The sequence below is a fragment of the Bacillus sp. FDAARGOS_235 genome (assembly GCF_002073415.2).
GTDB lineage: Bacteria > Bacillota > Bacilli > Bacillales > Bacillaceae_G > Bacillus_A > Bacillus_A toyonensis.
In genome coordinates this window covers 507,483-533,017 of record NZ_CP020437.2, presented here as the reverse complement: position 1 = coordinate 533,017, position 25,535 = coordinate 507,483, and the positions used below count along the sequence as shown (strand labels likewise).

At 31.5% G+C, this 25,535-nt stretch carries 25 protein-coding genes and 1 pseudogene; 18 read left to right on the top strand and 8 right to left on the bottom strand.

The features are described from left to right. Positions 1–115: 115 nt before the first annotated feature. Both A6J74_RS30315 and A6J74_RS30620 read left to right on the top strand, forming a co-directional pair. Entirely contained in the window at positions 116–361 is a 246-nt protein-coding gene (locus A6J74_RS30315; protein ID WP_000237355.1) for a hypothetical protein, read from the top strand. 15 nt (positions 362–376) lie between these two features. Beyond that, on the top strand, positions 377–562 hold the full coding sequence (locus A6J74_RS30620; protein ID WP_275952108.1) for a hypothetical protein: 186 nt from the start codon (positions 377–379) through the stop codon (positions 560–562). A gap of 17 nt (positions 563–579) precedes the next feature. Here A6J74_RS30620 and A6J74_RS30555 read toward each other — a convergent pair. Together A6J74_RS30555 and A6J74_RS04435 are read right to left on the bottom strand one after the other, a co-directional pair. Then, a pseudogene (locus A6J74_RS30555) lies at positions 580–636 on the bottom strand (exosporium leader peptide-containing protein); the annotation flags it as partial. Positions 637–833: 197 nt separating this feature from the next. After that, on the bottom strand, positions 834–1,202 hold the full coding sequence (locus A6J74_RS04435) for an FtsB family cell division protein (RefSeq protein WP_000526889.1): 369 nt from the start codon (positions 1,200–1,202) through the stop codon (positions 834–836). Between the two features lie 635 nt (positions 1,203–1,837). Between A6J74_RS04435 and A6J74_RS04430 the strand changes: the two genes are divergently transcribed. Both A6J74_RS04430 and A6J74_RS04425 read left to right on the top strand, forming a co-directional pair. Continuing rightward, a complete protein-coding gene (locus A6J74_RS04430) occupies positions 1,838–2,218 on the top strand; it encodes a hypothetical protein (protein WP_000450239.1) in 381 nt (126 codons plus the stop codon). A 391-nt stretch (positions 2,219–2,609) separates the two neighbouring features. Continuing rightward, on the top strand, positions 2,610–3,071 hold the full coding sequence (locus tag A6J74_RS04425) for a hypothetical protein (RefSeq protein WP_000569863.1): 462 nt from the start codon (positions 2,610–2,612) through the stop codon (positions 3,069–3,071). Between the two features lie 554 nt (positions 3,072–3,625). Here the strand turns inward: A6J74_RS04425 and A6J74_RS04420 are convergent. Then, complete coding sequence (locus A6J74_RS04420; RefSeq protein WP_172101613.1) at positions 3,626–3,904, bottom strand: hypothetical protein; 279 nt, start codon at positions 3,902–3,904, stop codon at positions 3,626–3,628. 575 nt (positions 3,905–4,479) lie between these two features. Here A6J74_RS04420 and A6J74_RS04410 point away from each other — a divergent pair. From A6J74_RS04410 to A6J74_RS04390, 5 genes are all read left to right on the top strand, one after another. After that, on the top strand, positions 4,480–4,836 hold the full coding sequence (locus A6J74_RS04410; RefSeq protein ID WP_000535569.1) for a hypothetical protein: 357 nt from the start codon (positions 4,480–4,482) through the stop codon (positions 4,834–4,836). Between the two features lie 103 nt (positions 4,837–4,939). Next, complete coding sequence (locus A6J74_RS04405) at positions 4,940–5,479, top strand: GNAT family N-acetyltransferase (RefSeq protein ID WP_073990635.1); 540 nt, start codon at positions 4,940–4,942, stop codon at positions 5,477–5,479. Positions 5,480–5,529: 50 nt separating this feature from the next. After that, positions 5,530–6,090, top strand: a complete 561-nt coding sequence (locus tag A6J74_RS04400; RefSeq protein ID WP_001080627.1) for a nucleoside/nucleotide kinase family protein — start codon at positions 5,530–5,532, stop codon at positions 6,088–6,090. Then, positions 6,083–6,823, top strand: coding sequence for an alpha/beta fold hydrolase (locus A6J74_RS04395; RefSeq protein ID WP_000237661.1), 741 nt, complete (start codon positions 6,083–6,085; stop codon positions 6,821–6,823). Before A6J74_RS04400 ends, A6J74_RS04395 begins: the two co-directional genes overlap by 8 nt. Before the next feature lie 2 nt (positions 6,824–6,825). Beyond that, positions 6,826–7,284 carry a DinB family protein gene (locus tag A6J74_RS04390; protein WP_000288861.1) on the top strand — a complete coding sequence of 153 codons (459 nt, stop codon included), beginning with the start codon at positions 6,826–6,828 and terminating at the stop codon, positions 7,282–7,284. Between the two features lie 58 nt (positions 7,285–7,342). Here A6J74_RS04390 and A6J74_RS04385 read toward each other — a convergent pair whose 3' ends face one another. The 3 genes from A6J74_RS04385 to A6J74_RS04375 all read right to left on the bottom strand — a co-directional run bounded on the left by A6J74_RS04385 (position 7,343) and on the right by A6J74_RS04375 (position 10,383). Then, positions 7,343–8,359 carry a D-alanyl-D-alanine carboxypeptidase family protein gene (locus tag A6J74_RS04385; protein ID WP_001160069.1) on the bottom strand — a complete coding sequence of 339 codons (1,017 nt, stop codon included), beginning with the start codon at positions 8,357–8,359 and terminating at the stop codon, positions 7,343–7,345. A gap of 181 nt (positions 8,360–8,540) precedes the next feature. Further along, a complete protein-coding gene (locus tag A6J74_RS04380; protein WP_001243277.1) occupies positions 8,541–9,698 on the bottom strand; it encodes a sensor histidine kinase in 1,158 nt (385 codons plus the stop codon). After that, positions 9,688–10,383, bottom strand: coding sequence for a response regulator transcription factor (locus tag A6J74_RS04375; protein WP_001043192.1), 696 nt, complete (start codon positions 10,381–10,383; stop codon positions 9,688–9,690). The genes A6J74_RS04380 and A6J74_RS04375 overlap by 11 nt, the downstream gene beginning before the upstream one ends. 198 nt (positions 10,384–10,581) lie before the next feature. Here A6J74_RS04375 and yqeK point away from each other — a divergent pair, with 198 nt between their 5' ends. From yqeK to A6J74_RS04355, 4 genes are all read left to right on the top strand, one after another. Further along, on the top strand, positions 10,582–11,190 hold the full coding sequence (gene yqeK / locus A6J74_RS04370; protein ID WP_000966606.1) for a bis(5'-nucleosyl)-tetraphosphatase (symmetrical) YqeK: 609 nt from the start codon (positions 10,582–10,584) through the stop codon (positions 11,188–11,190). A gap of 13 nt (positions 11,191–11,203) precedes the next feature. Then, positions 11,204–11,878, top strand: a complete 675-nt coding sequence (locus A6J74_RS04365) for a DUF3885 domain-containing protein (RefSeq protein ID WP_001176113.1) — start codon at positions 11,204–11,206, stop codon at positions 11,876–11,878. Continuing rightward, positions 11,875–12,612, top strand: a complete 738-nt coding sequence (gene mtnN / locus A6J74_RS04360; protein WP_000215738.1) for a 5'-methylthioadenosine/S-adenosylhomocysteine nucleosidase — start codon at positions 11,875–11,877, stop codon at positions 12,610–12,612. Before A6J74_RS04365 ends, mtnN begins: the two co-directional genes overlap by 4 nt. A gap of 81 nt (positions 12,613–12,693) precedes the next feature. Next, positions 12,694–13,542, top strand: coding sequence for a GNAT family N-acetyltransferase (locus tag A6J74_RS04355; protein WP_000617088.1), 849 nt, complete (start codon positions 12,694–12,696; stop codon positions 13,540–13,542). 537 nt (positions 13,543–14,079) lie between these two features. Here A6J74_RS04355 and A6J74_RS29950 read toward each other — a convergent pair. Beyond that, entirely contained in the window at positions 14,080–14,244 is a 165-nt protein-coding gene (locus A6J74_RS29950; RefSeq protein WP_001115305.1) for a hypothetical protein, read from the bottom strand. A gap of 194 nt (positions 14,245–14,438) precedes the next feature. Here A6J74_RS29950 and A6J74_RS04340 point away from each other — a divergent pair, with 194 nt between their 5' ends. Then, positions 14,439–14,813, top strand: coding sequence for a hypothetical protein (locus A6J74_RS04340; RefSeq protein WP_001106150.1), 375 nt, complete (start codon positions 14,439–14,441; stop codon positions 14,811–14,813). Between the two features lie 540 nt (positions 14,814–15,353). Continuing rightward, positions 15,354–18,026 carry a M4 family metallopeptidase gene (locus A6J74_RS04335; protein WP_000791124.1) on the top strand — a complete coding sequence of 891 codons (2,673 nt, stop codon included), beginning with the start codon at positions 15,354–15,356 and terminating at the stop codon, positions 18,024–18,026. 436 nt (positions 18,027–18,462) lie between these two features. Here A6J74_RS04335 and A6J74_RS04330 read toward each other — a convergent pair whose 3' ends face one another. After that, complete coding sequence (locus A6J74_RS04330; protein ID WP_000162857.1) at positions 18,463–19,689, bottom strand: AraC family transcriptional regulator; 1,227 nt, start codon at positions 19,687–19,689, stop codon at positions 18,463–18,465. Positions 19,690–20,270: 581 nt separating this feature from the next. On the opposite strand from A6J74_RS04330, the gene A6J74_RS04325 reads away from it, so the two are divergent. From A6J74_RS04325 to A6J74_RS04315, 3 genes are all read left to right on the top strand, one after another. Further along, positions 20,271–21,932, top strand: a complete 1,662-nt coding sequence (locus tag A6J74_RS04325; protein ID WP_000722899.1) for a SpaA isopeptide-forming pilin-related protein — start codon at positions 20,271–20,273, stop codon at positions 21,930–21,932. Between the two features lie 92 nt (positions 21,933–22,024). After that, positions 22,025–22,837 carry a class C sortase gene (locus A6J74_RS04320; RefSeq protein WP_000827934.1) on the top strand — a complete coding sequence of 271 codons (813 nt, stop codon included), beginning with the start codon at positions 22,025–22,027 and terminating at the stop codon, positions 22,835–22,837. A gap of 147 nt (positions 22,838–22,984) precedes the next feature. Further along, positions 22,985–25,219, top strand: a complete 2,235-nt coding sequence (locus tag A6J74_RS04315) for an MSCRAMM family protein (RefSeq protein WP_001239491.1) — start codon at positions 22,985–22,987, stop codon at positions 25,217–25,219. Positions 25,220–25,535: the final 316 nt, after the last annotated feature.

Sequence of the window (25,535 nt, the reverse complement as noted above, 5' to 3'; positions counted from 1 at the left end):
CGAAATTTCATTTAAAAAGAACATCCCAATGATAAAAAAGAGCACTGTAAATCAGTGCTCATCTTATCAGAAACTGCTTAGTCCTTAAAAACAAAACCATTACGGACAATTCACAATGGTAATAGTGATGCTAGCCATTGTTCCAGGAGAATCAAGAAGTGAAGCAGTAACGGTTACTGTTCCAGGCCCATTAGCGGCTAGAAATACAGCGGTAAAGTTACCTGAAGCATTGGTAATGACAGCAAGAGGAACCATGAAAGCAAGAGAAGGGTTACTAAATGAAAAACTGACCACTACCCCTGGAGTAGGACTACCGTTTACTAATACTTGCCCCGAAAAAAATAAAGTATTATTTCCTTGAGTGGATACACATGCTGTGGTTTCGTTAGAAGTCAAGGTAATAGATGCAGGTCCAGCAGGAAGATTAAATCCAGTTGGTCCGGTTGGTCCGGTTGGTCCGGTTGGTCCGGTTGGTCCAGTTGGTCCAGTTGGTCCGGTTGATCCGGTTGGTCCAGTTGAACCAGTAGCTCCTGTAGAACCTGTGGGACCAGTAGGGAATTGAAAGGGTTGAACAGGTGGAAGTGTAGGTCCAATAGAACCGGGATTATGTGCAACAAAAGATAAAAACTCGTCCATAATTTATCACCTCTAAAAATTGTATTACTATTAGTAAATGTACTGACAGAGCAAACTGAAATGGACAAGCGGTTGTATTTTAATAAATTAAACAAAATAGTTATTTGATAGAAAGAGAGAGTAGTATGATTCCTTTAGAAATTAAATATAAAAAGGCGATTATCTTCAAATCGCCTTTTGGGTAATGCAGTGTAATTTTATTCAGTTATTTGAAATATAGTTTCATTCGGTTTAGAAAATCCATACAATTTCCTTGCGAATTTTAAAATTTCTTCTTCACTACTTGTTAAAGCTTTAACATCATTCTTAAGGGAATGGCCATCCTTCTTTACAGAAGATAATTTTTGTTGTTCCGTATTCAGCGTGATTTGTTTTTCTTTAATCATTTCTTGTTGGTTATTCAGAGAATATTGAAGGACAAAAATTATAGGTACCATAATAGCCAAAGTAGTTATAATACGGCGTCTTGTTTTTTTTCTATTGCCTTGTTGTGTATTAGGGTTCACTTGCTGTGAGGGTATATTAGGACTTGATTGGTGTGATGATACTTTTGGGATGTTTCCCATTAAAATGCCTCCATTACTGATTGTAGAATTTAAACCGTTTAAAAGTATTATAAATGTTTAATGGGAATTTTAGAAGATATTTTAATATAGTTGCATATCGTAAAGTTTAAACAAAATCCTTATTTACATAAAAGAAACACCGATTGTCTGCGAGGCTCCTAAGGATAATCATCAAGTAATGAAGTACTCGACTAATTAACGATATCACGAATTTTTGGGTAAAAACACTGAAAAATCCGTTTAAATTAATAGGAGTATCATTTGAAATAAAAACGCTATTTTAATAGGGAAGGGAATAATGATGATTCCATGGGATAAGCGAGTATACATTGTATCAAGGTGATCATTTTATTACAGAGGGGACAATTGTAGAGGTTAGTGAAAAGGCAAATAAATCATTATATTGGCTCCAGTGCATGATAGCTCCAAGTTATGAAAAAGTGTGCGGGAATAGTATAAAGCGACTTCGGTTGATTCGGATAGATAATGACGAAGAATGAGATGATTAAGGATAGGTATTGAATATGCCATATTTGTATGAATAAAGAGCAGAATATAGCCAATATATAGGTGCTGAAATTGTTCTAAAGGTAGGAATATCTGAAATATAAATAATTGAGGGGAGTGAACTAAAAATGGAAACTAGCACTTTTTTAGGATTGTTTTGGGGATGGATCACGGTTATCGTATCGGGAATACTTTTCGTACGCCCATCGGTATTACGTGAATTGAAAAAATTAGTGGTTGAAGACAGAGGGTTTGGTATTATGTACGGTTTTTTATCGATTTTCCTAGGGCTAGGTACTGTAATCTTACATAATGTATGGGCATTCAACTGGCAGGGGTTCCTAACGGTTATTGCATGGCTTGCATTATTAAAGGGAATTTACATAATTGCATATCCTGAACCCTCCAAGAAAACTGATTTTGAATTAAGGATACTATCTACACGTATAGCGCTCGCTATCATTGGCGCCTTGGCTTTATGGATGCTTATAGTAATCTATATAAAATAATCTTTTTCTAATGAGAAATATACTAAAATATGAGAAAAGGCTATAATAATAATTATAAATTTAGTCCTACTGGAAGAATCCGTGGACATCAAACTAAAAAGGGAGTTGTTATATTACTCTGTAGTTTGGTGGCCACTTTTTTATTTTTTATTAACAAAATAGATCAGGGTTATTTTTATAAATGACGCAATTAACTTCCGAATTAAAACTGAGCGGAAAGAAATGTATGTTTGTTCGGGAGGGGTGTTAAAGAAATTATTACAACTGTGTAAGGTTAATGTAATATTAATCGATAGTAAATCAAGATACTTAAGTGTATTTTTAATAGGATTTGAAAGTACTGTTTTTAACATATTGGGTTAAATAAAATTTAATTAGGAAGTGTAATACAATGATTGAGATTAAATCTATGATTTATTCGTACAAACTAAAAAGAAGAATAGCTAAAGATTTATATGGCAGCAGAGATGAGTTGACGATGTTATTAAATGAATTTAATAATATGAAAAGTAAACTGAAGTCTGACAAAAAGAAAAATAATATGTTATCTCGTTTACAATTAATGTACCAAAATATGAAATTAGACAAGCAGTATTCTCTTCCGTTTGCTCTTAATAGTAGGTTATTGGAGCGATTAGAAGATGAATCTATTCAAACAACTGAAGAATGTGTATCATGTCTACACGTAATGTTAGAAATAAATTATGAGAAAATACAACATTATGGATCTAATACAAGTAGGTCATTTGTTCCTTTATCACAGTCTTCCATTTGTCTTGCTGATTTTGTTTGTTTGACAGGATTTGTTTTATTAGGCTTACTAGGAACAATTACATTTGGAGGGATAATGTAATCTTTTTATTCACTTACATAAAAGACCACCCATTTAAGGTGTATTTTTTAGTTACATAGAAGAGCTCATGCGATAGACAGGGAAGAATGACACGGATGCTAATTTCTAGTTGCTCATTGTTAATGCATTGTGTAACTAGAAAGATAAAATGTTATGATGCTATGAATAACAAGGAATTTAGCGTTTGGGCTAGTTACACAAAATATAAGATATGGGTAACTCATAATAAACGTGAAATGATAAACCCTATGTTGTCGCAGCGATTAAGTGAGTATGCTGAGGGTTTGTTATTGATGCAAAATTAAGTGTTACAGGACTTAATTTTGCATCAATAACAAAAGGAAAACTTACTACTGTAAATAAAGTGTATGTGAAATAATTACAAAGTCGATTTATAAGAGTCAGCTTATATTTCGACACTCCACTCAACTTGTAACTATAGATGGCAGTATAAATCTTTATGTGTTAATATACAAAAAAGCCGACTATACTCAGTCAGCTTTTTGTATATTATATTCTAGTATTTATCGATCCCAAAAGACATATTCTTTCCGTTAAGTTGACATTAAAATCTTACCAATGTTTTCTTTTACAATGACAACAAATAAAGAAACATTTACAACGACACTTATTTCGTTTAGAACTCCAATCATCATCACAATGATGCTTTTCTTTAGATTTCCACCAATCATCATTACAATGCTTTTCCTTAGAACTCCAATCATCATCACAATGATGCTTTTCTTTAGACTTCCACCAGTCATCACAACAATGCTGTTTCTTAGAACTCCAGCAATCATTATTCCAGGACATTTTTTTATACCTCCCTTCAATAGGATTACTATCATTCTATGTTTTAGTGAAGAAATGGCTTGTTTATAAACCTATTATTTTATCTTTATATGATAGAGTGCTTTCTACTACATATAGAATTCATAAAAACTATGCTAATTTCCAAGAGATAGTGGAGAGAATTACTGGTTATGACATTTATCAATAAACACATGTTGAAGAAAACATTCTGATTATAAATAATATCTTATTTTGGAGTACGTTTTTCTGAATGTATATTTCAAAACAGCGGAGAAAAAATATACTATATTGCTACAAACAAAGCCTATGTATATGTAAAGTAATAGGAAAAACAGCTAACTCTTAAAGGGGCTGGCTTATTAAAAGAAAAAAAGATTCTTTTGATAAAGAGGTTATCTAAACTTTAAATTCAGCAGAATTAAATCCAAGTCCCCTCACTAAACAAGCCGCTAACTGTTAAAGAATTGTTTTTATAATTAATAAAGAAAAAAATGTTTAGTACAATTGTTTGTTTTTTTCTTTCTATGTGTTTGCCTCGTACACTTTTAAGCTAGTGGACATACTCTACTAATAGAAAGGATTAGGGGGTGAGGTTTTGGGTTCTCGATTTAATAATTGTAAAAAGAAATGTACATGTAAACAGGATGATTGTTGGGAGATATTCGAAGAGTGTAAAAAGGAAAAGCATGAGAAATGTGATAATTCTTGTGTACAAGGAATTAGAGATGAGCTTAAGAAATTAATTAATCGAACAGTTCAAATTAATACAGAGGGACGTACTTATGTAGGTACTGTTGCGTCTGTAAGTTGCGATGTAGTTAAGCTTGCAGCTATTCCTGGATCTGTTGCAGTAATTATCTCCATTTGCAAAATTGAAGCAATTTTCCCTCCTGTTACAACGATTACTGCAGAGTTTGATTTTAATGGTGTTGACGTAGCAAATAAAGCATAATTATGCTTTGTTTGTAAAGCCATTCTGATGAATGGCTTTATTTTAATTTCGTATAAAAGGAGAATATATTCTTTATATAGAAATAAGTTTGAGGCTATAAAGAGTGATGTACGAAAGGAGAATGAGAGTGATTAAATTAGTGCCCTTTAAAAGATCTGATTTCAAACAATTAATAAATTGGATTCATTCCGAACAATTTTTAATACAGTGGTCAGGAAATGCATTTACATATCCTTTAAACGAACAGCAATTAGAGAAATATATAGAAAGTGCAAATACACTCGCTTTCAAAGTAATAGATGAAAAGACTGAAGAAGTACTTGGTCATATTTCACTTGGTCAAATAGACGATATAAATAAGTCTGCGAGAATTGGAAAAGTGTTAGTTGGTAATACGAAAATGAGAGGGCGTTCAATAGGAAAACATATGATGAAAGCAGTACTTCATATTGCGTTTGAAGAATTAAAACTACATAGAGTAACTCTTGGCGTGTATGATTTTAATACGTCGGCCATTTCTTGTTATGAAAAAATAGGATTTGTAAAAGAAGGTTTATTAAGAGATTCAAAAAAAGTAGGAGAAACGTATTGGAATTTATGGGAAATGAGTATGCTAGAATATGAATGGAATAATAAAAAATAATAGTTTCTTATAATTTTATTATGTTAATTAAAAGGGATTGGTGGGAAATTATGAATAGAAAGACTATAGTAATCACAATTGCAGCTGTTTCAGGGGGAGGTAAAACTACTATTACAGAAAGTTTAACTCATGAGTTAACAAATTCAAAAGCGCTATTTTTTGATAGTTATAACTTTGATAACTGTCCTGCTGATATTTGTAAATGGATTGATGATGGAGCGAATTATGACGAGTGGGTACTTACACCATTAATTCATGATATTCAGCATCTTATACGAGATAGTAAATTAGACTATATTATTGTAGATTATCCTTTTGCATACTTAAATAGAGAAATGGGGCAGTTCATTGATGTAACTATATTTATTGACACACCTTTAGATATTGCAATGGCTAGAAGAATTTTACGAGATTTTAAAGAAGATACTATGAGTGAAATACATAATGATTTAAAACATTACATGGCACATGCGAGAAAAGCTTATTTAGAGGCAATTCATACTGTTAAACCGAATTCAGATATCGTATTGGATGGATCTTTTTCTGTAAGTGAAATAATTGATCATGTTGTTGAGGAACTTGACCGAAGAGAAGTGATTGTCAATGGTTAAATGTATAGAGGAATATGTACAAGTTGATGATTTTAAAATGTATACGAAAGTATTTCAAGGAAAAAAGCGGCAGCCTGTTATTATAATGGAATCAGGCTACGGGGATTATTCAAAGGCATGGGATTATATTGCTGAAAGACTGACGGAATTTGGGACGATACTTACATATGATCGAGCTGGATTAGGGAAAAGTGGGAAGAGTTTCAAGCAACGTATTAGTTCTGAAATGGTCAAAGATTTAAGAACATGTTTAAATCTTTTACAACTGAAGCCACCTTATATTTTTGTAGGGCATTCTTTTGGTGGTATAAATGCACGGTTATTTACGGTTTTTTATCCCGAGGATATGTTGGGAACAGTTTTGGTTGATTCGACACCAGAAAATTATAAAGAAGTATTTTTGCCAATCATGTCTCCAGAATTTCAAGAAGCTTACTATAAACAATTTGCATATGAAAGTTCATATGAAGAGTTTATGTTTAGTCTAGGTGAAGCAGATAGACATTGTAAATCAATGAACGATATTCCCCTTGTCGTGCTAGCTGCTGGTAAAAAAGCTTTTTATTCGCAAGCTGCACAACTGAAATGGTTACAATTACAAAGAGAATTATTACAATTATCCAGTAAAAGTAAATTTATAATTGCAGAACATAGCGGTCACTATATTCAAAAGGATGAGCCACATTATATTATAGGTGCTGTTAAGTGGATACTTGGGGTAGGGGAGAGATAAATGTGTACACTGTATTTCAATATAACTGGCAAGTAAGAGAAGATTGGTTTAAGTGGTGTGAACAACTTACAGTGGAAGAATTACTTCGCAAACGTGTTGGTGGTGTTGGAAGTATATTAGAAACATTATTTCATATTGTAGATGTTGAGTATAGCTGGATTTGTGATTTGAAAGGAAAAGAAGTAGATGAGCCGCAATTTAAGGATTATCAATCTATTCAAAAAGTGAAAGCATTATCTCATTTGTATAATAAGGATTTAGAGGGATTTTTACAATCGTGGACAGAAGACTTAGAGAATAAAATATTAAAAGTTTCATGGACGGATAAAGAGTACAAGTATGGTGAAGTGTTACGACATGTTGTCGTACATGAAATTCATCATATAGGTCAGCTATCAATATGGGCAAGAGAGTTAAATCTTCAGCCCGTTTCAGCGAATTTAATTGGAAGAGGATTATAGACGTAAAAACCGACTTGTACTGTAAACGCAAGTCGGTTTTTATATGTAAGAAGATTTCTTAGTTGAAATCCTCGGATTTTCTTTGACGTAAATGTAAAAACATTAAAATTGTAATAATGAAAAAGATCATCATCGTTTGTATGATTAAATTTTTAAACTGTAGCAATATTGCCCAAGATGTAAGAGTATCTTTAAAAGCTTGGAGTGCAGAGTACGAGGAAGGTTCAAAACCGTACTGAAGTAATTTTTTTGTTTCAATAAAAGTAGTGTTTTCTTCATCGGATTCTAATATTACTGAAATAAGCCTAGTATCTCCTAGTTTTGCAGTACCGACAAAACTATTATTACCGTTAGTTGAAAAACTAGTTTGCAAGCCATCAACACCTTGGAATTTAATGTTTTCATTGAGGGAATAAATCATTTTATTTGTGTTGAAAACTTGAAAATTTTTGAAGGTAAATTGGTAAGAGGTTAGTTTCGTCATATTCAGTACATTAGGGAAATCTTTTACTAAATGCGTTGCTAGTTTAGCTGCATCTTTCGCTGTTGTATTCGATTGTTTATTTGTATCTTGATTAGCTCCAGTAGAGTTTAGAAAAGGAGATGGCTGTGATAACTGTAGCTGTTTTGCTTTTTCATTCATTAACGTTGTAAAGTTATCTTCATTGCCACCAATGTGTTCTGCCAGTGCGAGTGCAGAACGATTATTTCCTGTTAAAAGCAATGCATGAAGTAAATCACGAACCGTCGTTTTATCCTTTGCTGTTACTTGCATAGGAGTCGTTTCCGCTTGGAATAATTCGTTACTTATTTTTACGGATTCATCTAACTGTATTTTGCCGTCATTTAGTTGTTCCAATACGATATACTCTGTCATTAATTTAGACAAAGTAGCTGATTGTATAGGGGTTTCTTCATTTTTTTTATAAATAACTTCACCTGAATTAGCATCTATTAAAATAGCTGATTTAGCTTGAATAATTGGACCATTTACATAAAGATAAAAATATAAAACGATAAGTGCAGTAATAATAAAAGATAATAATAAAATTGTGAATTTTTTCAAGAATTGCATAAGCGATCCTCCTACTATGACATCAATAATAATATTGTAAAAAGGAATGCTTAATTAGGAAGAAAGAAAAGGTAAAGAATTTCTAAAGAATTATAAAAGATTATTAAACTTTGGATATTGATGGAAAATAAAAGGTTCAATTTCTTATCATATTAGAAATTGAACCTAAAATTATGGTGTATTAATTTTTATATGGTAGTAGTTTTACAGTGAAAGTTGTTTTCTTGTCATCACTATATACTTCAATCGTTCCTTTATGCAGTTCGACAATACTTTTTGCAATTGCTAATCCGAGTCCTGATCCACCAGTGTTTGTTGAACGTGATTTTTCAACACGATAAAAACGTTCAAAAATATGAGGTAAATCTGTACTAGGAATAGGTTGTCCGTAATTTGTTATATCAATTGTAATCATATTATTGCTTTCATAAGCGGTAAGGTCAATATAACCACCTTCGTTTCCATAAGCGATAGCGTTTATAATAAGATTTTCAAATACACGCACTAATTTGTCTCCATCAGCTAATACCATGAGTTTTTGAGAGGGGAAAGAAGGACGGCATTGAATATTTGCTTCTTGCACTTGTATTCGGAATTGAACAGTTAATTGTCCAAGTAGCTCTACAATATCAATGGGAGCAGAATATAAACTTAACTCTTTATTTTGAACACGGGTGTATTCAAACAAGTCATTCATTAATGCATTTAGACGTGTTACTTTACCATAAATGACTTGTATGTAATGACGTAATTCCACTTCATCTCTATAATTATCATGATGGATTAAATTCACGTATCCAACTATTGATGTAAGGGGAGTACGTAAATCATGTGATACATTTGTAATTAGTTCGCTTTTTGCTTGTTCTGCCTGTCTTTCTTCGTCAATTGACTCTTTTAATTGTTCAACAATTTGATTGACCCCAGTCGCTAACTCTTCTAAATAATTATGATTTACGATGGAAACTTTATGATTGAAATTTCCATCTGCAATATATCGAATCTCTTCTATCATTTTTTTAATACAAGTTTCATAGTAAAGCTTTCTCTCGTGACGATAAAAAATGTATAGATAGGATGAAAAAATAGAAAATAAAAATAAATAAGAAACAATCATCATCCATAAAGATTCTTTAATCCCTTTATACTTTTCATAACCAAAAATCCGAATGAATTCTTTACCGAGTTCGGTTAGAGTAAGTGAACTCTCGATTACACTCGTAATGAGGCGATATATAATTAATTCAGTAATAGGTGTAAGAGTGATAGCTAATAAAAACCAAAAAATTATCTTCCATTTTGGGATATCTTTTAAAATATCAAATGCTTCATTTCTCAATTTTATAGCCTACTCCCCAAACAGTATGAATAAATTTTTCTCCATTCATTACTGTTTCAAGTTTATCCCGTAAATTACTAATATGAACCATTACAGTTTTATTTGAGCCATAACCATCTTCATTCCAAACACGTTCGAATATTTCTTCGGAACTAAATACTCTTCCTGTATTGCTCGCTAGTAAATATAAAATATCAAATTCAATAGATGTAAGTTTAATATATTCATTATTTACTTTAACAGTATGATTATGCTTATGGATTTCAGCTGTTCGAATACGAATGATACCATCGTCTTTCTTTTGAGTAGCAGCGTTTTGGAAAGTGGATCTTCTCAGCAAAGCTTTCACTCTAGCGACTAATTCTAGTGGATTAAACGGTTTAATCATATAATCATCTGCACCTGTCATAAGCCCTAATATTTTGTCCATGTCTTCAGCCTTTGCACTCAGCATAAGGATAGGTACAGTATTATTTTCACGCACTTCCTGACAAACTTCTAATCCATTTCGCTTTGGCATCATAATGTCCAAAATCATGAGGTCAACTTCATATGCAGATATCATTTGTATTGCTTCATCACCGTCATAAGCTTTAAAAATGTTATATCCTTCATTTCGTAAATAAACAGCGAGTAATTCTACAATATCTTTATCATCATCAATAATTAATATGCTTTTATTCATTATATAGTTAGTTCCTTTCCTTACAAATCATCAACACTACTATAATAACAAACATTTATGTACTTTGTAGCAATGATTTTATATAAAATTTCATGTAACGTATTAAAAAGGAATTAAAGCATTCATAACGAATTAAAAATAGAAGAATTATTTGAATTTCCTATTATATTGAAGGGACGTAATAAGGAGGAGATTAACGTGTTATATAATGAAATATGTTCATTTACTCCAACTGGGAAAATAGAACATGATATAAAAGAGTTTCTATTAAAATACAATAAAGAATTTACATATAAACATTCAATTCGTGTGGCAAATGAAGCGCGAAAAATAGCGATAATGTTTCATGAAAATGAAGAAAAAGCAGAAATTGCAGGGTATTTACATGATATAAGTGCAATCTTTCCGAATGAGGAACGGATTAAAGTTGCTGAAGCAGTTGGAATCGAAATATTACAAGAAGAACGGAAATTTCCAATGATTATTCATCAAAAACTATCGAGAGTAATCGTAAAAGAGATATTTAAAGTGGAAGATGAAGAGATTTTAGATGCAATTTGTTGCCATACTACATTGCGTAAACATGCAACGAAGATGGATTTAGTGTTATTTGTTGCAGATAAAATAGAATGGGATCAAAATGGGACACCATCATACTTAGTAGGTATAAAAAATGGATTAGAAAAATCTTTAGAACATGCTGCTTTTGTATATATTTCATATTTGTGGGAAAGAAAAGATACATTGAAAGTTATACATCCGTGGCTAGAAGAAGCTTATTGGTATTTAAAAGAACTTGTAGAGTAGAAAGGATATGAAAATGCAGTTAAAAGAATATATGAATCAAATATTCCCAGGAGTTACGTTAGTACCGTCCATCTACTCTCAGTGGGAAAATCATCTACATTTTGATTTTGGGAAAGATAAATATCAAATTGTAGAAGGAACCGACGATTTAAATATGGAATACTTCTCTCAACTATATACATATAATAAATACTTATTTGAAGATATATTTTTAAAAGAAGATGTAGTGTTTGTAGTAGCAAATGTTTATCGGTTTAAAAAGGAAAATATAAAAACTCCACAGAAAATAAATATATACAATAAATATATTAAAAAGAGAGATTTAAAGTTTCGTATAAGACAAGAAACGTTACCTTTTCTATTTGAAGATGAAGAAGCAGATTTATATTGTACATCTCAATTTTCTTTAAAATGTCTTGCGGAAGATATTAAATATGAACCACTTATTCAAGCTGTTAATCATGAGGATTTTCCAGATCTTTATCCTCGTTTTGGACGCAAAAAAGAGTTTTTTTATCCAGACGTATTTCTCATTAACGCAACGAAAGATATTGTCATGTTTATTTATGATGATAGAGGATGTGAAGTCATTGCGAAGAATAAAGAAATAATACGAGGCTTATATGAAAAATACAAAGAGTGGATTCCAGATTATGAACGAGAAAGTATAGATAGCTTATTTAAATGACAGTAGGGGAAGTGAAGTGTGTAATGAAACGTATCGCAATCGTATCCGCATGGGAACCAGAACTTACGTATTTGCATCAACATTATCCGAGTGAACGCATTGAAAAAAGAGCAGCTTGGGAATTTCATTTTCATTATATAAATGATCTGGAAATTATTTCAGTAATAACTGGTGTTGGCAAAGTAAGTTGTGCTAGTTGTGTACAATTATTAATAAGTGAATTTCAGCCGGACGAGCTATTTATGACAGGAATATGCGGAAGTTTATCAAATAAGGTGAAAAATGGTCACATTGTAGTAGCACTTAATGCAATACAACACGATGTTACTGCTGCTGGTTCAGGGGAAGATGTTTTTAATTTATATGATGGTAGAACAGCACCTATTGAAACAACAAAGTCAATTGTAAGAAAAATAAAAAAAATAAGATCTTATGATCCAGTTCACTTCGGTACGTTCTTATCTGGAGATCAGCGTATTCGTAGTTCCGAAATGAGATATTTACTGCATACTGTATACGGAGCATTGGCGGTTGATCAAGAAGTCGCTGCTTTCGCTTACGTATGTCATATAAATAAAAAACCATTTTTATGTTTAAAAGCTGCTTCAGATCAAGCGAATGATAAAACGAAAGAAGAACAAAAGGTTTTTAAAATGTTAGCATGTGAACGAGCATGTGAGCATTTAATTGCTTTTTTACGTGTTTATGAGATTACTGTAGTAAATAATAGATAGTTAAAAGATTCAGGTGAAAGGAATTCATTTCATGTATTTGAATGTAGTATATAACAAGCCAAAGCGGAGGATTATATTTATATGATTCAATATAAAAGATGTAGTGAAGTAAGTATAGATTTAGTGTATGGAGCTTTTAAGGATGGATTTTCAGATTACATTATTAAAATGGATGTTTCAAAAGAAGATTTTATACAAAGATTTTTTGGACCAGAAGGTAACTCGCTAGAACACTCTTTTCTTGCTTTAGATGGTGACAAATCTGTTGGCATAATACTTGGTGGTATAAAGGTTTATGAAACTATAAAAACAATGCGTTGTGGAACATTAGCTGTTCATCCAGAGTTTCGCGGCATTGGAGTAAGTCAAAAGTTATTTGAGCTACATAAAGAAGAAGCGATACAAAATGAATGCCAGCAACTTTTTCTTGAAGTTATTGTAGGTAATGATAGGGCGATTCATTTTTATAACAAATTAGGTTATGAAAAAGTGTATGATCTTTCTTATTATAATTTATATGATGTAACTAAATTAACAAATAAAGATAATAAAAATATTGAAGTGCAAAGATTAGAATTTCAAACATTTAAACTTGAAATTCAGAAATGGCTTAACTTCCATATAAATTGGCAAAATGATATTGATTACATTGAAAAAACAAATAATACGTATTACGGTGCATATGTTGATAATGATTTAAAAGGCTCTGTATGTGTAAATGAACAAGGTAAAATTAGTTATATTTTCGTAGATAAAGATTATAGAAATATTGGGATTGGGATGAAATTATTACAAGTAGCAAGAGTAGAATCGAATTTATCAAGTTTATCTATTGGTTTTCCAAACAACAGTTTACTGGAAGGGTTTTTAAAGAAATCTGGGTTTAAAAAGAATTCTTTAGCACAATATGAAATGTATTTATTGTTATAAAAAGCGGAAGGAATTATTCTTTGCGCTTTTTATTTTTGCACTATGAGCGTAAAATGGTTCACACATATAATCCCCACATACTATATGTGCGGTTTTTTTATTAGAGGCTTATTTATAAAGTGACAGTAAAATAACGAGAGATTACATATTGAATAAGAAACGAGGAAGCAGGTTAGAAATTATATAACAGTTCCAGAAAGCAGGGAATAGTTTTTTGGAAATTAGATTTTTTTGAAAATAAAAAGGCGGTTGTTTCCGCAACCACCTTTCAGTAAAACAAAGCACTTTTTCAGAAATAAATTATGGATGATTCTAAAAAAAGTTATAGGATATAATCCCATTTTTATAACCGAAGTGACGAGCTTAATTTATAAGAAAGGAATGACTATATTATATGAAAATTTGTGTATAATGGTTACAAAGAAAAGAGCAGCTAGCAAAAGTGAACTGCTCCATTAAAGGCATATGGTTAAGAAATGGGTGTTTACAGTATTGATTGAATAGTAAGGTTTATCGAGACGAGAGGAATTATATAAATTAAATTATGATAGTCGATATTCTCCATATTGACCAGAAAAAAACTAAAAATTCTAGTGAAATTCCAAGCGTTCTTTTCTTAGGTTTTTGAATTTCTTTTATTAGATAACCTGCAGCACTAATTGCTATAAGTATGAAAAGAATGAGTTCTAATGTTTCTGGCATTACATCTACTCCTAATTATATATTTAGTTTATTATATAACAATTAAGAGATTATTTGAAGATTAAAAGTAAGGATTGAAAAGTTTGAATTTGTTTCTTCTTTCGTTATCTTTTTAAATGTCACTTTCATAATAATATTTTATTTTGTAAAATATTATTATTTTATGTAGAATAGATAGGATGGGAGGGAATGAAATGAATTATGGTTTAAAGTTTAAGATTCTTGAATTACAATGCTTCATTCAAAAGACTTATTCTGATATTAAAACAGCATGTGATATTGCTATTTATCAAGAAAACACTTCTAAATATTTAATTTCATTAGGATTTTTAAATAAATCATATATGACTTATATAGAAGCAAAAAGATTTTATCGTGAAAATGACGAGCTTGTAAGTGTAGAATTTGATAATTTCTTTGATGCGTATGACAAATTAGAACACGAATTAAAACAAGTTATTGCAAGAGAAGATAAAAATCCTTCATTGCTACATAGCAAATTTGATCAATTTCAACAGAAAATTGAAAATATAAATGACCTAATAAAAGTTTTGGAAAATGCTCGTTAATAAATTATTTTTCTTTGTTACATAGAAATTATACATTATAAACATTTTTGGGGTAATATGTATTGCGAATCTATTGTAAGAAGGTGACTTTTGTTGATTACAGAAGTCACCTTTTTATAATATGCTTTATATCTGTAATTAATATATTGTGTTACACAATTCACTTTTATATGACTTCATTTATTGATGAAAATTAAAATAGAAAGATCTGAAAATAGAAACCTACTAAGGCTTATTTGCTATGCTAACCTTAAAAAACTCAAACTGGATCTTTAAAAAAAGAGAATTTACATGTGAAATTTAATTTATCGAATCTTATATATAGCGATGTAGTGCAACCATTATATATATCTATAAAAGAAAAGTTCATTAAAAGTAGTGATTTTTCTAGAATAACTATATTTAAATAATGAATTAACATCATTGAATTATACGATTTTGTTTAATTTTATATACTTTTTATTTTCTTTTTTTTGATACGAATGAATAGTATAATTTTTAGCAGTTTTATATTTTAGGAAATTATAAGAGGTAAATATCATGAAAAATAAAAAAGAAATAGCTATAGTTGCATTAACAACAGGATTGGCTTTAACAGCTGTAGCGCCATACGGAATAGGTCATGCAGAGGAAACAGATCAACTACAAGTTCAAATGCAGGAGGAATCGTTCCGCTCAGGTGAACTTACACAACCGTCACAAAAGGCACCAGAAAATGTAGTAAAGGATGCACTTAAGGAGAAAACAGAACAAGCGCTTTCTCCAAAGCAAATCAATGGAGAAACAGGAGTAGATTATAAAGTCTTTCAAAAACGTGGTTCGTATGATGGGACTACACTCGTACGTATGCAGCAAACATACGAAGGAAAAGAAGTATATGGCCATCAATTAACTGCACACGTAGATAATAAGGGTGTTATTAAAAGTGTTTCAGGCGATAGCGCGCAAAATTTAAAACAAGAAGATTTGAAAAAGCCTATTAAGCTATCAAAAGAAGAAGCCAAACAATATATTTATACGAAGTACGGGAGCAATATCAAGTTCATTTCTGAACCAGAAGTTAAGGAAGTTATTTTTGTGGATGAAAATAATGGACAAGCTTCAAATGCATATCAAGTTACATTTGCTGCTGCAACACCAAGCTATGTATCTGGAACTTATTTAGTGAATGCCGATAATGGTGAAATGTTGAAAAATATGGTACAAGAATCAGGTTTAAAAGTAAGTGAAGAGCATGTTGAACCTTTAAAGGAAAGTAAAAAAAACAATTTCGTATCACTAACTGGAACAGGGAAAGATGATTTAGGTATAACTCGCACTTTTGGTATTTCTGAACAAAGTAATGGGAAATATGCTCTTGCTGATTACACAAGAGGGCAAGGAATTGAGACATATGATGTAAATTATAGAGATATTACAAATGAAGAAAAATATTATCCTGGTATATTAGTAACTAGCACTTCACCAACATTTACTGATCCAAAGGCGGTAAGTGCTCATTTTTTAGCAACAAAGGTATATGATTTTTATAAAGATAAATACAAGCGTAATAGTTTTGATAATAAGGGAAAAAAAGTAGTATCAGTTGTACATGCATGGGATTCTGGAGGAACAAATAACCCTAAAAATTGGGAGAATGCATTTAGTGCTAATATTAATAATATTAGTATGCTTATATATGGTGACCCCATGGTGAAATCGTTCGATATAGTGGGCCATGAATTTACACATGCGGTTACCTCTAGCGAATCTAACCTTGAATTTTTCGGAGAATCTGGTGCAATTAACGAAGCGTTATCTGATATTATGGGAACGGCTATTGAGAAATACATAAATAACGGAAAATTTAACTGGACAACAGGAGAACAAACTGGATCGGTTTTCCGTAATATGAAAAATCCATCTTCAATCAATTATTCAAATGGAGTACCATATCCAGATGATTATAGTAAATATAATGATTTAAATGGAGAGGATAATGGAGGCATTCATTTCAACTCAAGTATTATTAATAAAGTTGCGTATTTAATTGCTCAAGGTGGTACTCATAACGGTGTAACTGTAAATGGTATTGGTGAAGATAAAATGTTTGATATTTTCTACTATGCAAATACTGATGAATTGAACATGACTTCTAATTTCTCAGAATTGAGATTAGCGTGCCTTAAAGTTGCAACAAACAAATATGGAGCGAACTCAATTGAGGTTCAAGCGGTCCAAAAAGCTTTTGATGCAGCAAAAATTAAGGGAGCAGTGACAGAAAACGAAAAAACTGCCGAAAACCAAGTCCCAGAGTTAACTGTACCGTCTACAATTACATTACATGTAGGTGACACGTTTGACCCGATGAGAAATGTAACAGCTGCTGATAAAGAAGATGGTAATTTAACAACTAGAGTACAGCATAAAGGTGATGTAGATACATCTAAACCAGGTAAATACATTGTGGACTACTTGGTTGTCGATTCCCAAGGGGGTAATGCAACGGCTACGCAGACTGTAATTGTAGAGGAAAATGGAGAAATATTAGATATAGAGCCTAAATTAACAGTGCCTGTTGGAGTGACTATTAATGTAGGAGATTCATTTGTTCCAATGACAGAAGTGTTAGCTATTGATAAAGAAGATGGCGATCTTACTTCTAAAGTAAAAGTAGATGGTAAAGTAGATACATCTAAAGCTGGTACTTACGTATTAACATACACAGTTACCGACTCTAAAGGTCATGAAGTAACTGCGAAACAAACTGTAACGGTTAAAGTTAGAGAAGAAGTTAAAAATGAAAAACCAATACTAAAAGTACCTGCTACAACTACAATTAATGAGAATGATCAATTTGACCCAATGGTAGGAGTATCAGCTACTAATAAAAAGAATGATGACCTTAGTTCTAAAGTAAAAGTTGATGGTAAAGTAGATACATCTAAAGCTGATACTTATGAAATAATATATAGTGTCAGAGATTCCGTAGGTAATGAGGTAAAGGCAATACAAAAAGTACTAGTGAAAGATAAAGACACTAGCAAAGCTAATGGCCTTGCTAATAATAGTAATATCTCAAACAATAGTAATTCAGATAAAAAAGAATATACATATAAAGAGCTTCCAAAAACGGGTGCAAGTACAACTAACAGTGCAGTAATGGGCATGTTGATGGTTATTGCAGGTACAGTACTCACTTTGATTCGTAAATTTAGAAAGACACATAAATAATAGTAGGTATAGGTATCATTCGTTTGAGGAAAAGAATTCATAATCCAGAAAAAACAAAGTGAAAAATATGTGAAACAAAAAAGGGAGTGTGTCTTAGGCGTAAATTATATTATCGGTACCGAAGGGCGAATGTCACTAGCTGATAAATAGTTTGGAATTTTGTACACACAATAATTATTAGATAAGGTTTTTACTTACTAAGATTTTAGTAGTTAGGAGGTACATTTGGCTTCCATAAAACTTTGCGCTTGGATGCGATTCTGTCTACAGAAATACATTACATATAAAACACGTTACTATTCTCATTAAAATAAAAGAATAGTAACGTGTTTTTTGTTTAAAAATGGCCTGAATCGTAAAGTTCATGAATGTTGGGGTAGTTTTAATTAGCCATGCATTAATTACTGAAAGCACTTTGTATTAATGGAAGTTTCACTTATATGACAACATGAGATTTCCGGTATTTACCAGGTGTTTCATTAGTGAATTTTTTGAAAATTTTAGTGAAGTAGCTTTGATCAGTGAAATTTAGTGAAGCACAGATGTCAGATAAGGAAGAGGTTGTGAAAGTTAATAATTTCTTTGCTTCTTCAATTCGTTCACGCTGAATATATTCACTTAATGAAATACCAACTTCTCTTTTAAATAATATAGATAAATAATCCGAATTCACGTTTGAAAATGTAGCAAGTTGTTTAACTGATATTGGATTGTAAATGTTTTTGAAAATGTAGTTTTTGCAAATAGCAATAGTCTGTGAATGTTGCTGTGCTTTTTGTGCCTTTACACGGTCTGCAAAAGTACAGAAAACATTTTTTAATAAATCCCAAACAGATTCTTTGTCTTTTAAATGTTCTGTTCTTTGGATATGTAGATCATAAATCTTGTAAGCAATTCCAGATGGAAGCCCTCCTTTTATCGCATATCTAGTAGCGAGTGTAATAGATGAAATACAAATGTTTTTATGACGTCTTAATTGATGGAATGAAGATAATGATGAAAGAGTCTCTTGTTGGAATACATAATAATATTTGAGTACTGTTTCTTTATCCCCGTTTTCTATAGCTCCAAGTAGTTGTTGCTCTAAATACAAATTATGACAGATAGATTCGTTTTTTTGCATTGAAGTATATACATCTTCGTTTAAGATACTGCTATGACTTACATGAAATGAGTCACTTTTATTTGCAAATGTACTTACATTTGAAATTTTTTTATAAAGAATGTTATGGAACAAAATCGCCATATTTACAAAGAAATATTGATCTTTAAGTGACAATGAAAAGTAATAGTCTCTTGTTTTTTTATAATTCGGCATAAAATGAAAGCTGCTATCCGTTTCGTTTTTAGAAAAGCTTACATCTGTTACAGGTCCAATAATAACAGTGCCGTTCACCATATAATCGCTCTTTATGTGAATTAAAATGAAGTGCCCTAGATGTTGATGAGTCCTGAAGATGGGAGAATTATATGAATCATTTCTCTGATAAAGCATATGTAACTGTTCTATTTTTGATGTATACAATGAAAGTGAATCATTTTTTGATGTAAAAGCTAAAAGAATATTTTTGTTGCAATCTAAAAAACAAACTGGAACTTCAAAAGATTGGAAAAACATATTGCAAATGTACTCTATCTCAACTAGACTGAGCTTTTTAGTCATATTCTTCCTCCTTACAGTTGTGCGTGATAGTTGAATAAACACATATTCCTTTTTTCATAAGTAGAAACGGAAAAACTTTATCAATAAAAATTATAAACTTCTAAGAATAATACCATAATTTAACATGGATAGCACATATTATTTGAATATACAGGTAATAGTTTTGGGGAGTAGCATAAAATATGAATCATCACACTTATTTGCTAGTTACTGCTAACATGTATCAAAAAATGTTTAAGATTGGATTCAAATAGAGATAAGAGGGGGAGATTAACGAATTGGCGCCTAAGTAATTAGTAAAAATTAGCGATGAAAGCTACTATGTAACAATAATAATTATTTTTGAAGTAGAGACATAAGTGAAATGTAGGAGAGAAAATTACATATATCATACGGGGAGACGACGTAATAGTAGAAATAAGAACAGTGAATAAGTGATTGTAAACAATGGGGTGTGGGGACAACTATGTTTTATGTTATTCGTTCAAGGCTAATACTTTGTACACAATTTTATTTTTAGATGGTAATAGTAAAAAATAGATTTTTAAAATGATAGAAGTAGTAAAGGGGATAATAGAGAAATGAAAAAAATATTAAGTGTGCTTCTAGTTGTATTCTTAACATTTTCAGCGTGGTCTAATGAATTAGTAAAGGCAGCTTCACCAACCAAAGGTTCTTTAACAATTCATAAGTACGAACAAGAAAAAGAGGGAACAACAGGAGTAGAAGGTGATGGTTCCACAAATCAAGAGGTGCCAACAAATGTGAAGCCGTTAAAAGGTGTAACGTTTGAAGTAAAAAAGGTTGCATCGTTTGAAAAAATTTCAAATGATGGGAAAATCGTGAAAGAAGATGTGAAACCTGTAACGGGGGCAACTCCATCTCAAGTAGTAACTGATGATAACGGACAAGCTGTATTAAAAGATCTTCCGCTAGGACGTTATGAAGTGAAAGAGGTGGCAGGCCCTCCACATGTTAACCTAAATCCAAATACGTATACAGTAGATATTCCATTAACGAATAAAGAGGGTAAGGTGTTAAACTATGATGTTCATATGTATCCAAAAAATGAGATTAAACGCGGTGCAGTTGATTTAATAAAAACTGGTGCAAACGATAAAGCATTAGCGGGTGCAGCATTCTCTGTATTTAAAAAAGATGGAACAGAAGTGAAAAAAGATTTAGTAACGGATGCTAATGGTCATATTCGTGTGCAAGGATTAGAGTATGGAGAATACTATTTCCAAGAAACAAAAGCTCCGAAAGGCTATGTAATAGATCCAACTAAACGCGAGTTTTTTATTAAGAACTCAGGAACAATTAATGAAGATGGAACAATTACTTCTGGTACAGTAGTTAAAGTAGAATTGAAAAACTATGAAGAACCAACTATTGATAAAAAGATTAATGGTAATTTGGAAGCGTTACCAATAAATCCGTTAACTAATTACAATTATGATATTAAAACATTAATTCCAGAAGACATTAAAGAATACAAAAAATATGTGGTAACAGATACTTTGGACAATCGATTAGTGATGCAAGGAAAGCCAATCGTGAAGATTGATGGAGCGGAAGTAAATGCAAGCGTTGTAGATGTAGCTGTAGAAGGTCAAAAAGTAACAGCTACAGTAAAAGATTTTACAAAATTAGATGGTAAAAAAGAATTTCATTTACAAATTAAATCACAAGTAAAAGAAGGAGTACCATCTAGTTCGGAAATTTTAAATATAGCAAAAATTGATTTTACAAATAAAAATGATGTAATTGGAGAAAAAGAATCTAAATCAGTAGTTGTTGTTCCGACAACCGGAATTATTGAGTTATCAAAAATTGATGGTGATAATAAGAAGAAATTAAAAGGTGCAGAGTTTGTACTTAAAGATAAAAATGGGAAAATAGTTGTTGTAGCAGGAAAAGAAGTAATAGGTGTATCAGATGAAAATGGTGTTATTAAGTGGTCTAACATTCCATACGGAGACTATCAAATTTTTGAAACGAAAGCACCAACATATACAAAAGAAGATGGTAAAACAGCTTCTTATCAATTATTAAAAGACCCAATTGATGTAAAGGTTAGCGAAAATAATCAAACGGTTAAATTAACGATAGAAAATAATAAAAGTGGATGGATTCTTCCAGTAACCGGTGGTATAGGAACGACTCTTTTTACTGTACTAGGCCTTACGTTAATGGTTACAGCAGCGTTTGTTTTCTTTAGAAAAAAATTTGCTAATAAATAAAGTTTTAGGAACATGTAACCATGTGATGTGAAAAGGGGAGAAGCAAAATGCTTTCCTCTTTTCGGTATTTTAGTATATACAGAGGTGGAAATATGAAACGAAATCTTTTTTTAGGAGGTATTTTTTTATTTGGATTAGGTATTTTTTTATATCCTACTATTAGTAATTGGTTGGCGACTCGTGCTCATTATTCTGAGATTAGTTCTTATGATAAGAAGATTAAAGCGCTACAAAAGAAAGAAATTGAACGTAGGGAAAAAGAAGCAGCCGACTATAATAAACAAGTTCAAACTTCCACGAAAACATTTGCAGATCCATTTGCTGAGGAAAATAGAAATCAACAAGCGTATGCCGATGCGTTAAATTTAGGTGATGTAATGGGGTATATTGAAATATCGAAAATTAAAATAAAACTGCCAATCTATCAAGGTACCTCTGAAGAAGTATTGAGTCGGGGGATAGGTCATTTAGATTATTCGTCACTCCCGGTAGGTGGTGAGAATACGCACACTATTTTAACCGGACATCGTGGTTTACCATCAGCAAAGTTATTTTCAGATTTAGATAAGTTAAGTGAAGGAGATCTTTTTTATATTCACTCTTTAGACAAAATTCTTGCTTATAAAGTAGATCAAATTAAAGTAGTTTTACCACACGAAACGGACGATTTGAAAATTGTGGAAAATAAAGATTATACAACATTAATTACATGTACGCCTTATGGAGTAAATACAAATAGATTGCTCGTTCGAGGTGAGCGTGTAGAGTTCAACCAGAAAGAAAAACAAGAAATAAGTACAGAGGTATTTATGTTTAATAAGTGGACGGTAATAGTTGTAATAGTTCCAATCCTATTGTTATGTGCGTTTCTAGTCGTAATTTATAAGAAAAAAATAACTAGATAAATTGCATGTATCCCGCAATAACGGGCAGTGGATCCATTAATTTAGGGATAAGTAAGGAAGGTATAGAAGGGATGAAGTAAATCCACACTGATTAATGTTCACTTTTTTTGACAGTAGAAAAATACGGTAAAGGTGGGAACAAGGAAATTGAGGCTACGATTAAAGCTGGTAAGTATTCATTTAATGGTTTTGTTAATGATATGTGTAAGTTTTGTCATATATGTACCAAAAGAAGTTTATGGATCCACGGTAGACTTAAAAGGTTTAGGTGACATATCGCGTTATAATGCAGTTATCTTTGGTAACCATAAAGCAGTAGGTGGAGACGTTGAAGGTGCAATCGCAGTTCAAGGTGATATGGATGCATCAGGTTATACGATTGTAGGTGCAGCGGCAGGTACATCTAATATAGCTGGCGAAAAATGGAGTGATGAAGGATATCCGTCCTTGTTATTGTCTGGAAAATTTAAAAAATCAAGAGATGAATCTTTTATCATTCAAAACGGAATAGTCGTTATGACAAAAGAGAGTGATCCAGATCGTACAATACAATCTTCTTATGATCGTATTGTTTTTAAAGAAAAGCAAGAAATTGATGCGAAATTTAATGAGTTCCGTAACATAGTGAACCAAGTCAATCAAAATGCAGGTCAATATAAAACGAATACCTCAATTCCAAATATGAGTTTTGGCATCGGAAAAGAGATAAACAATCCTAATATTTATGTTTCATCAGAATTGACAGGGAAAATAAATTTAGAAATAAGAGATGTATTTTTACCCAATGCTAAGGACAAAGATTTTATTGTTATGTACTCGGATGCAAGAGAGGTTACATTTAAAAATGGGTCTATTCTATATGACACGAATAATATAGGAAGGGCTACAGAGATAATTCCTACATCACAACCCTATTCTCCAGATTCACCGTTTACTGAGCTATATGGGAAAGTGATTTGGGTATTTCCTAATGCGAAACAAATCACAGCAGAGGGGTATGGTGTTGTTGGAAGTGTATTTGCTCCAAATGCTGTATTAGAAACAAAAGGCGGCTCAATTAATGGACAAGCATTTGTCGGTGCAGTGCAACAAACTGGTGGATTCGAATTTCACAATTTCAAATTTAACTGGAAACATTGGAACAAGCCTAGTACAGGAAAAATAAAAATAAAAAAAGTAGATAGTAATAATGATGATAAAAAATTAGTGGGAGCAAAGTTTTATATAGAAGATTCAAACGGAAAAGTAGTTGGGGAGTTAATAACAGAGGAAAAAGGAGAAACGATATCTAAAGATTTACCAATAGGAAACTATAGCCTAGTGGAAATAGAAGCGCCTAAAGGTTATGAATTATTGAAAGATAAAGTAGCTGTAAAAGTAGAAAAAGATAAAGTAATAGAAATGAAAATAGGAAATAAAAAATTGCCAGATCCAATAGGGAAAATAAAGCTGGTGAAAGTAGACACAAATGATAAAAATAAAAAGCTAGCAGGAGCAAAGTTTTATATAGAAGATTCAAACGGAAAAGTAGTTGGGGAGTTAATAACAGAGGAAAAAGGAGAAACGATATCTAAAGATTTACCAATAGGAAACTATAGCCTAGTGGAAATAGAAGCGCCTAAAGGTTATGAATTATTGAAAGATAAAGTAGCTGTAAAAGTAGAAAAAGATAAAGTAATAGAAATGAAAATAGGAAATAAAAAATTGCCAGATCCAATAGGGAAAATAAAGCTGGTGAAAGTAGACACAAATGATAAAAATAAAAAGCTAGCAGGAGCAAAGTTTCATATAGAAGATTCAAAGGGAAAAATAGTCGGAGAGCTAATAACAGATGAAAAAGGAGAAGCGATATCTAAAGATTTACCAATAGGAAACTATAGCTTAGTGGAAGTAGAAGCGCCTAAAGGTTACGAATTATTGAAAGATAAAGTAGCTGTAAAAGTAGAAAAAGATAAAGTGATAGAAATGAAAATAGGAAATAAGAAATTGCCAGATCCGGGTGGGAAAATTGAAATTGAGAAAGTGGATGACAAGGATATCAATTTAAAACTAAAAGGTGCTGTATTTCAAGTGTTAGATAAAGAAGGGAAAGAAGTTGCTAGATTAACAACAGATGAAAAAGGAAAGGTGATTTCCAGGCAATTAGTACTAGGGAAATATACGATTAAAGAAATAAAAGCACCAAACGGATATATGTTACTTAGAGATCCAATAGAGGTAGAAATTACAGAGGCAGTAAGGACACAAAAAATAACAGTAAAAAATGCGAAGAATAATTGGATGATTCCTAATACTGGTGGCAGTGGTACAACAATTTTTTATGTGGTTGGTATTTTGGTAATGTTTGGTGTGTTATATTTCTGTAAGAAAAAGCATGTGTAAATAGTTATAAAAACAGTACATATAATGAACTGTTTTCATAACGTTAGACAGATTTTGCATTAGACAATTTTAATGGCATGAATTCGGTATTGTACCGGGCTCATGCTACTGAATTTCCACTTAATTCGTTTGTTGTGATAATAATCACTATATTTTTATGACGTTTAACAATTCATTTTTTCGCTAAAGTACCATATAATGGAATGATAGAAAAGTTACATTCGACTGAATGGTTTTATTTAATAAATCCAATTTGCTTCTTAGTTCATTCAGAAACTACTTTAAACTTTTCTCTCATATTAGAGGAGGGATATAT

Excerpts from the sequence above, each read along its gene's own strand:
- A6J74_RS30315 (WP_000237355.1), top strand. The coding sequence starts at position 116 with ATGGTAATAGTGATGCTAGCCATTGTTCCAGGAGAATCAAGAAGTGAA.
- A6J74_RS04435 (WP_000526889.1), bottom strand. The coding sequence starts at position 1,202 with ATGGGAAACATCCCAAAAGTATCATCACACCAATCAAGTCCTAATATA.
- A6J74_RS04430 (WP_000450239.1), top strand. The coding sequence starts at position 1,838 with ATGGAAACTAGCACTTTTTTAGGATTGTTTTGGGGATGGATCACGGTT.
- A6J74_RS04425 (WP_000569863.1), top strand. The coding sequence starts at position 2,610 with ATGATTGAGATTAAATCTATGATTTATTCGTACAAACTAAAAAGAAGA.
- A6J74_RS04400 (WP_001080627.1), top strand. The coding sequence starts at position 5,530 with ATGAATAGAAAGACTATAGTAATCACAATTGCAGCTGTTTCAGGGGGA.
- A6J74_RS04395 (WP_000237661.1), top strand. The coding sequence starts at position 6,083 with ATGGTTAAATGTATAGAGGAATATGTACAAGTTGATGATTTTAAAATG.
- A6J74_RS04385 (WP_001160069.1), bottom strand. The coding sequence starts at position 8,359 with ATGCAATTCTTGAAAAAATTCACAATTTTATTATTATCTTTTATTATT.
- A6J74_RS04375 (WP_001043192.1), bottom strand. The coding sequence starts at position 10,383 with ATGAATAAAAGCATATTAATTATTGATGATGATAAAGATATTGTAGAA.
- A6J74_RS04365 (WP_001176113.1), top strand. The coding sequence starts at position 11,204 with ATGCAGTTAAAAGAATATATGAATCAAATATTCCCAGGAGTTACGTTA.
- mtnN (WP_000215738.1), top strand. The coding sequence starts at position 11,875 with ATGACAGTAGGGGAAGTGAAGTGTGTAATGAAACGTATCGCAATCGTA.
- A6J74_RS04355 (WP_000617088.1), top strand. The coding sequence starts at position 12,694 with ATGATTCAATATAAAAGATGTAGTGAAGTAAGTATAGATTTAGTGTAT.
- A6J74_RS29950 (WP_001115305.1), bottom strand. The coding sequence starts at position 14,244 with ATGCCAGAAACATTAGAACTCATTCTTTTCATACTTATAGCAATTAGT.
- A6J74_RS04340 (WP_001106150.1), top strand. The coding sequence starts at position 14,439 with ATGAATTATGGTTTAAAGTTTAAGATTCTTGAATTACAATGCTTCATT.
- A6J74_RS04335 (WP_000791124.1), top strand. The coding sequence starts at position 15,354 with ATGAAAAATAAAAAAGAAATAGCTATAGTTGCATTAACAACAGGATTG.
- A6J74_RS04330 (WP_000162857.1), bottom strand. The coding sequence starts at position 19,689 with ATGACTAAAAAGCTCAGTCTAGTTGAGATAGAGTACATTTGCAATATG.
- A6J74_RS04325 (WP_000722899.1), top strand. The coding sequence starts at position 20,271 with ATGAAAAAAATATTAAGTGTGCTTCTAGTTGTATTCTTAACATTTTCA.
- A6J74_RS04320 (WP_000827934.1), top strand. The coding sequence starts at position 22,025 with ATGAAACGAAATCTTTTTTTAGGAGGTATTTTTTTATTTGGATTAGGT.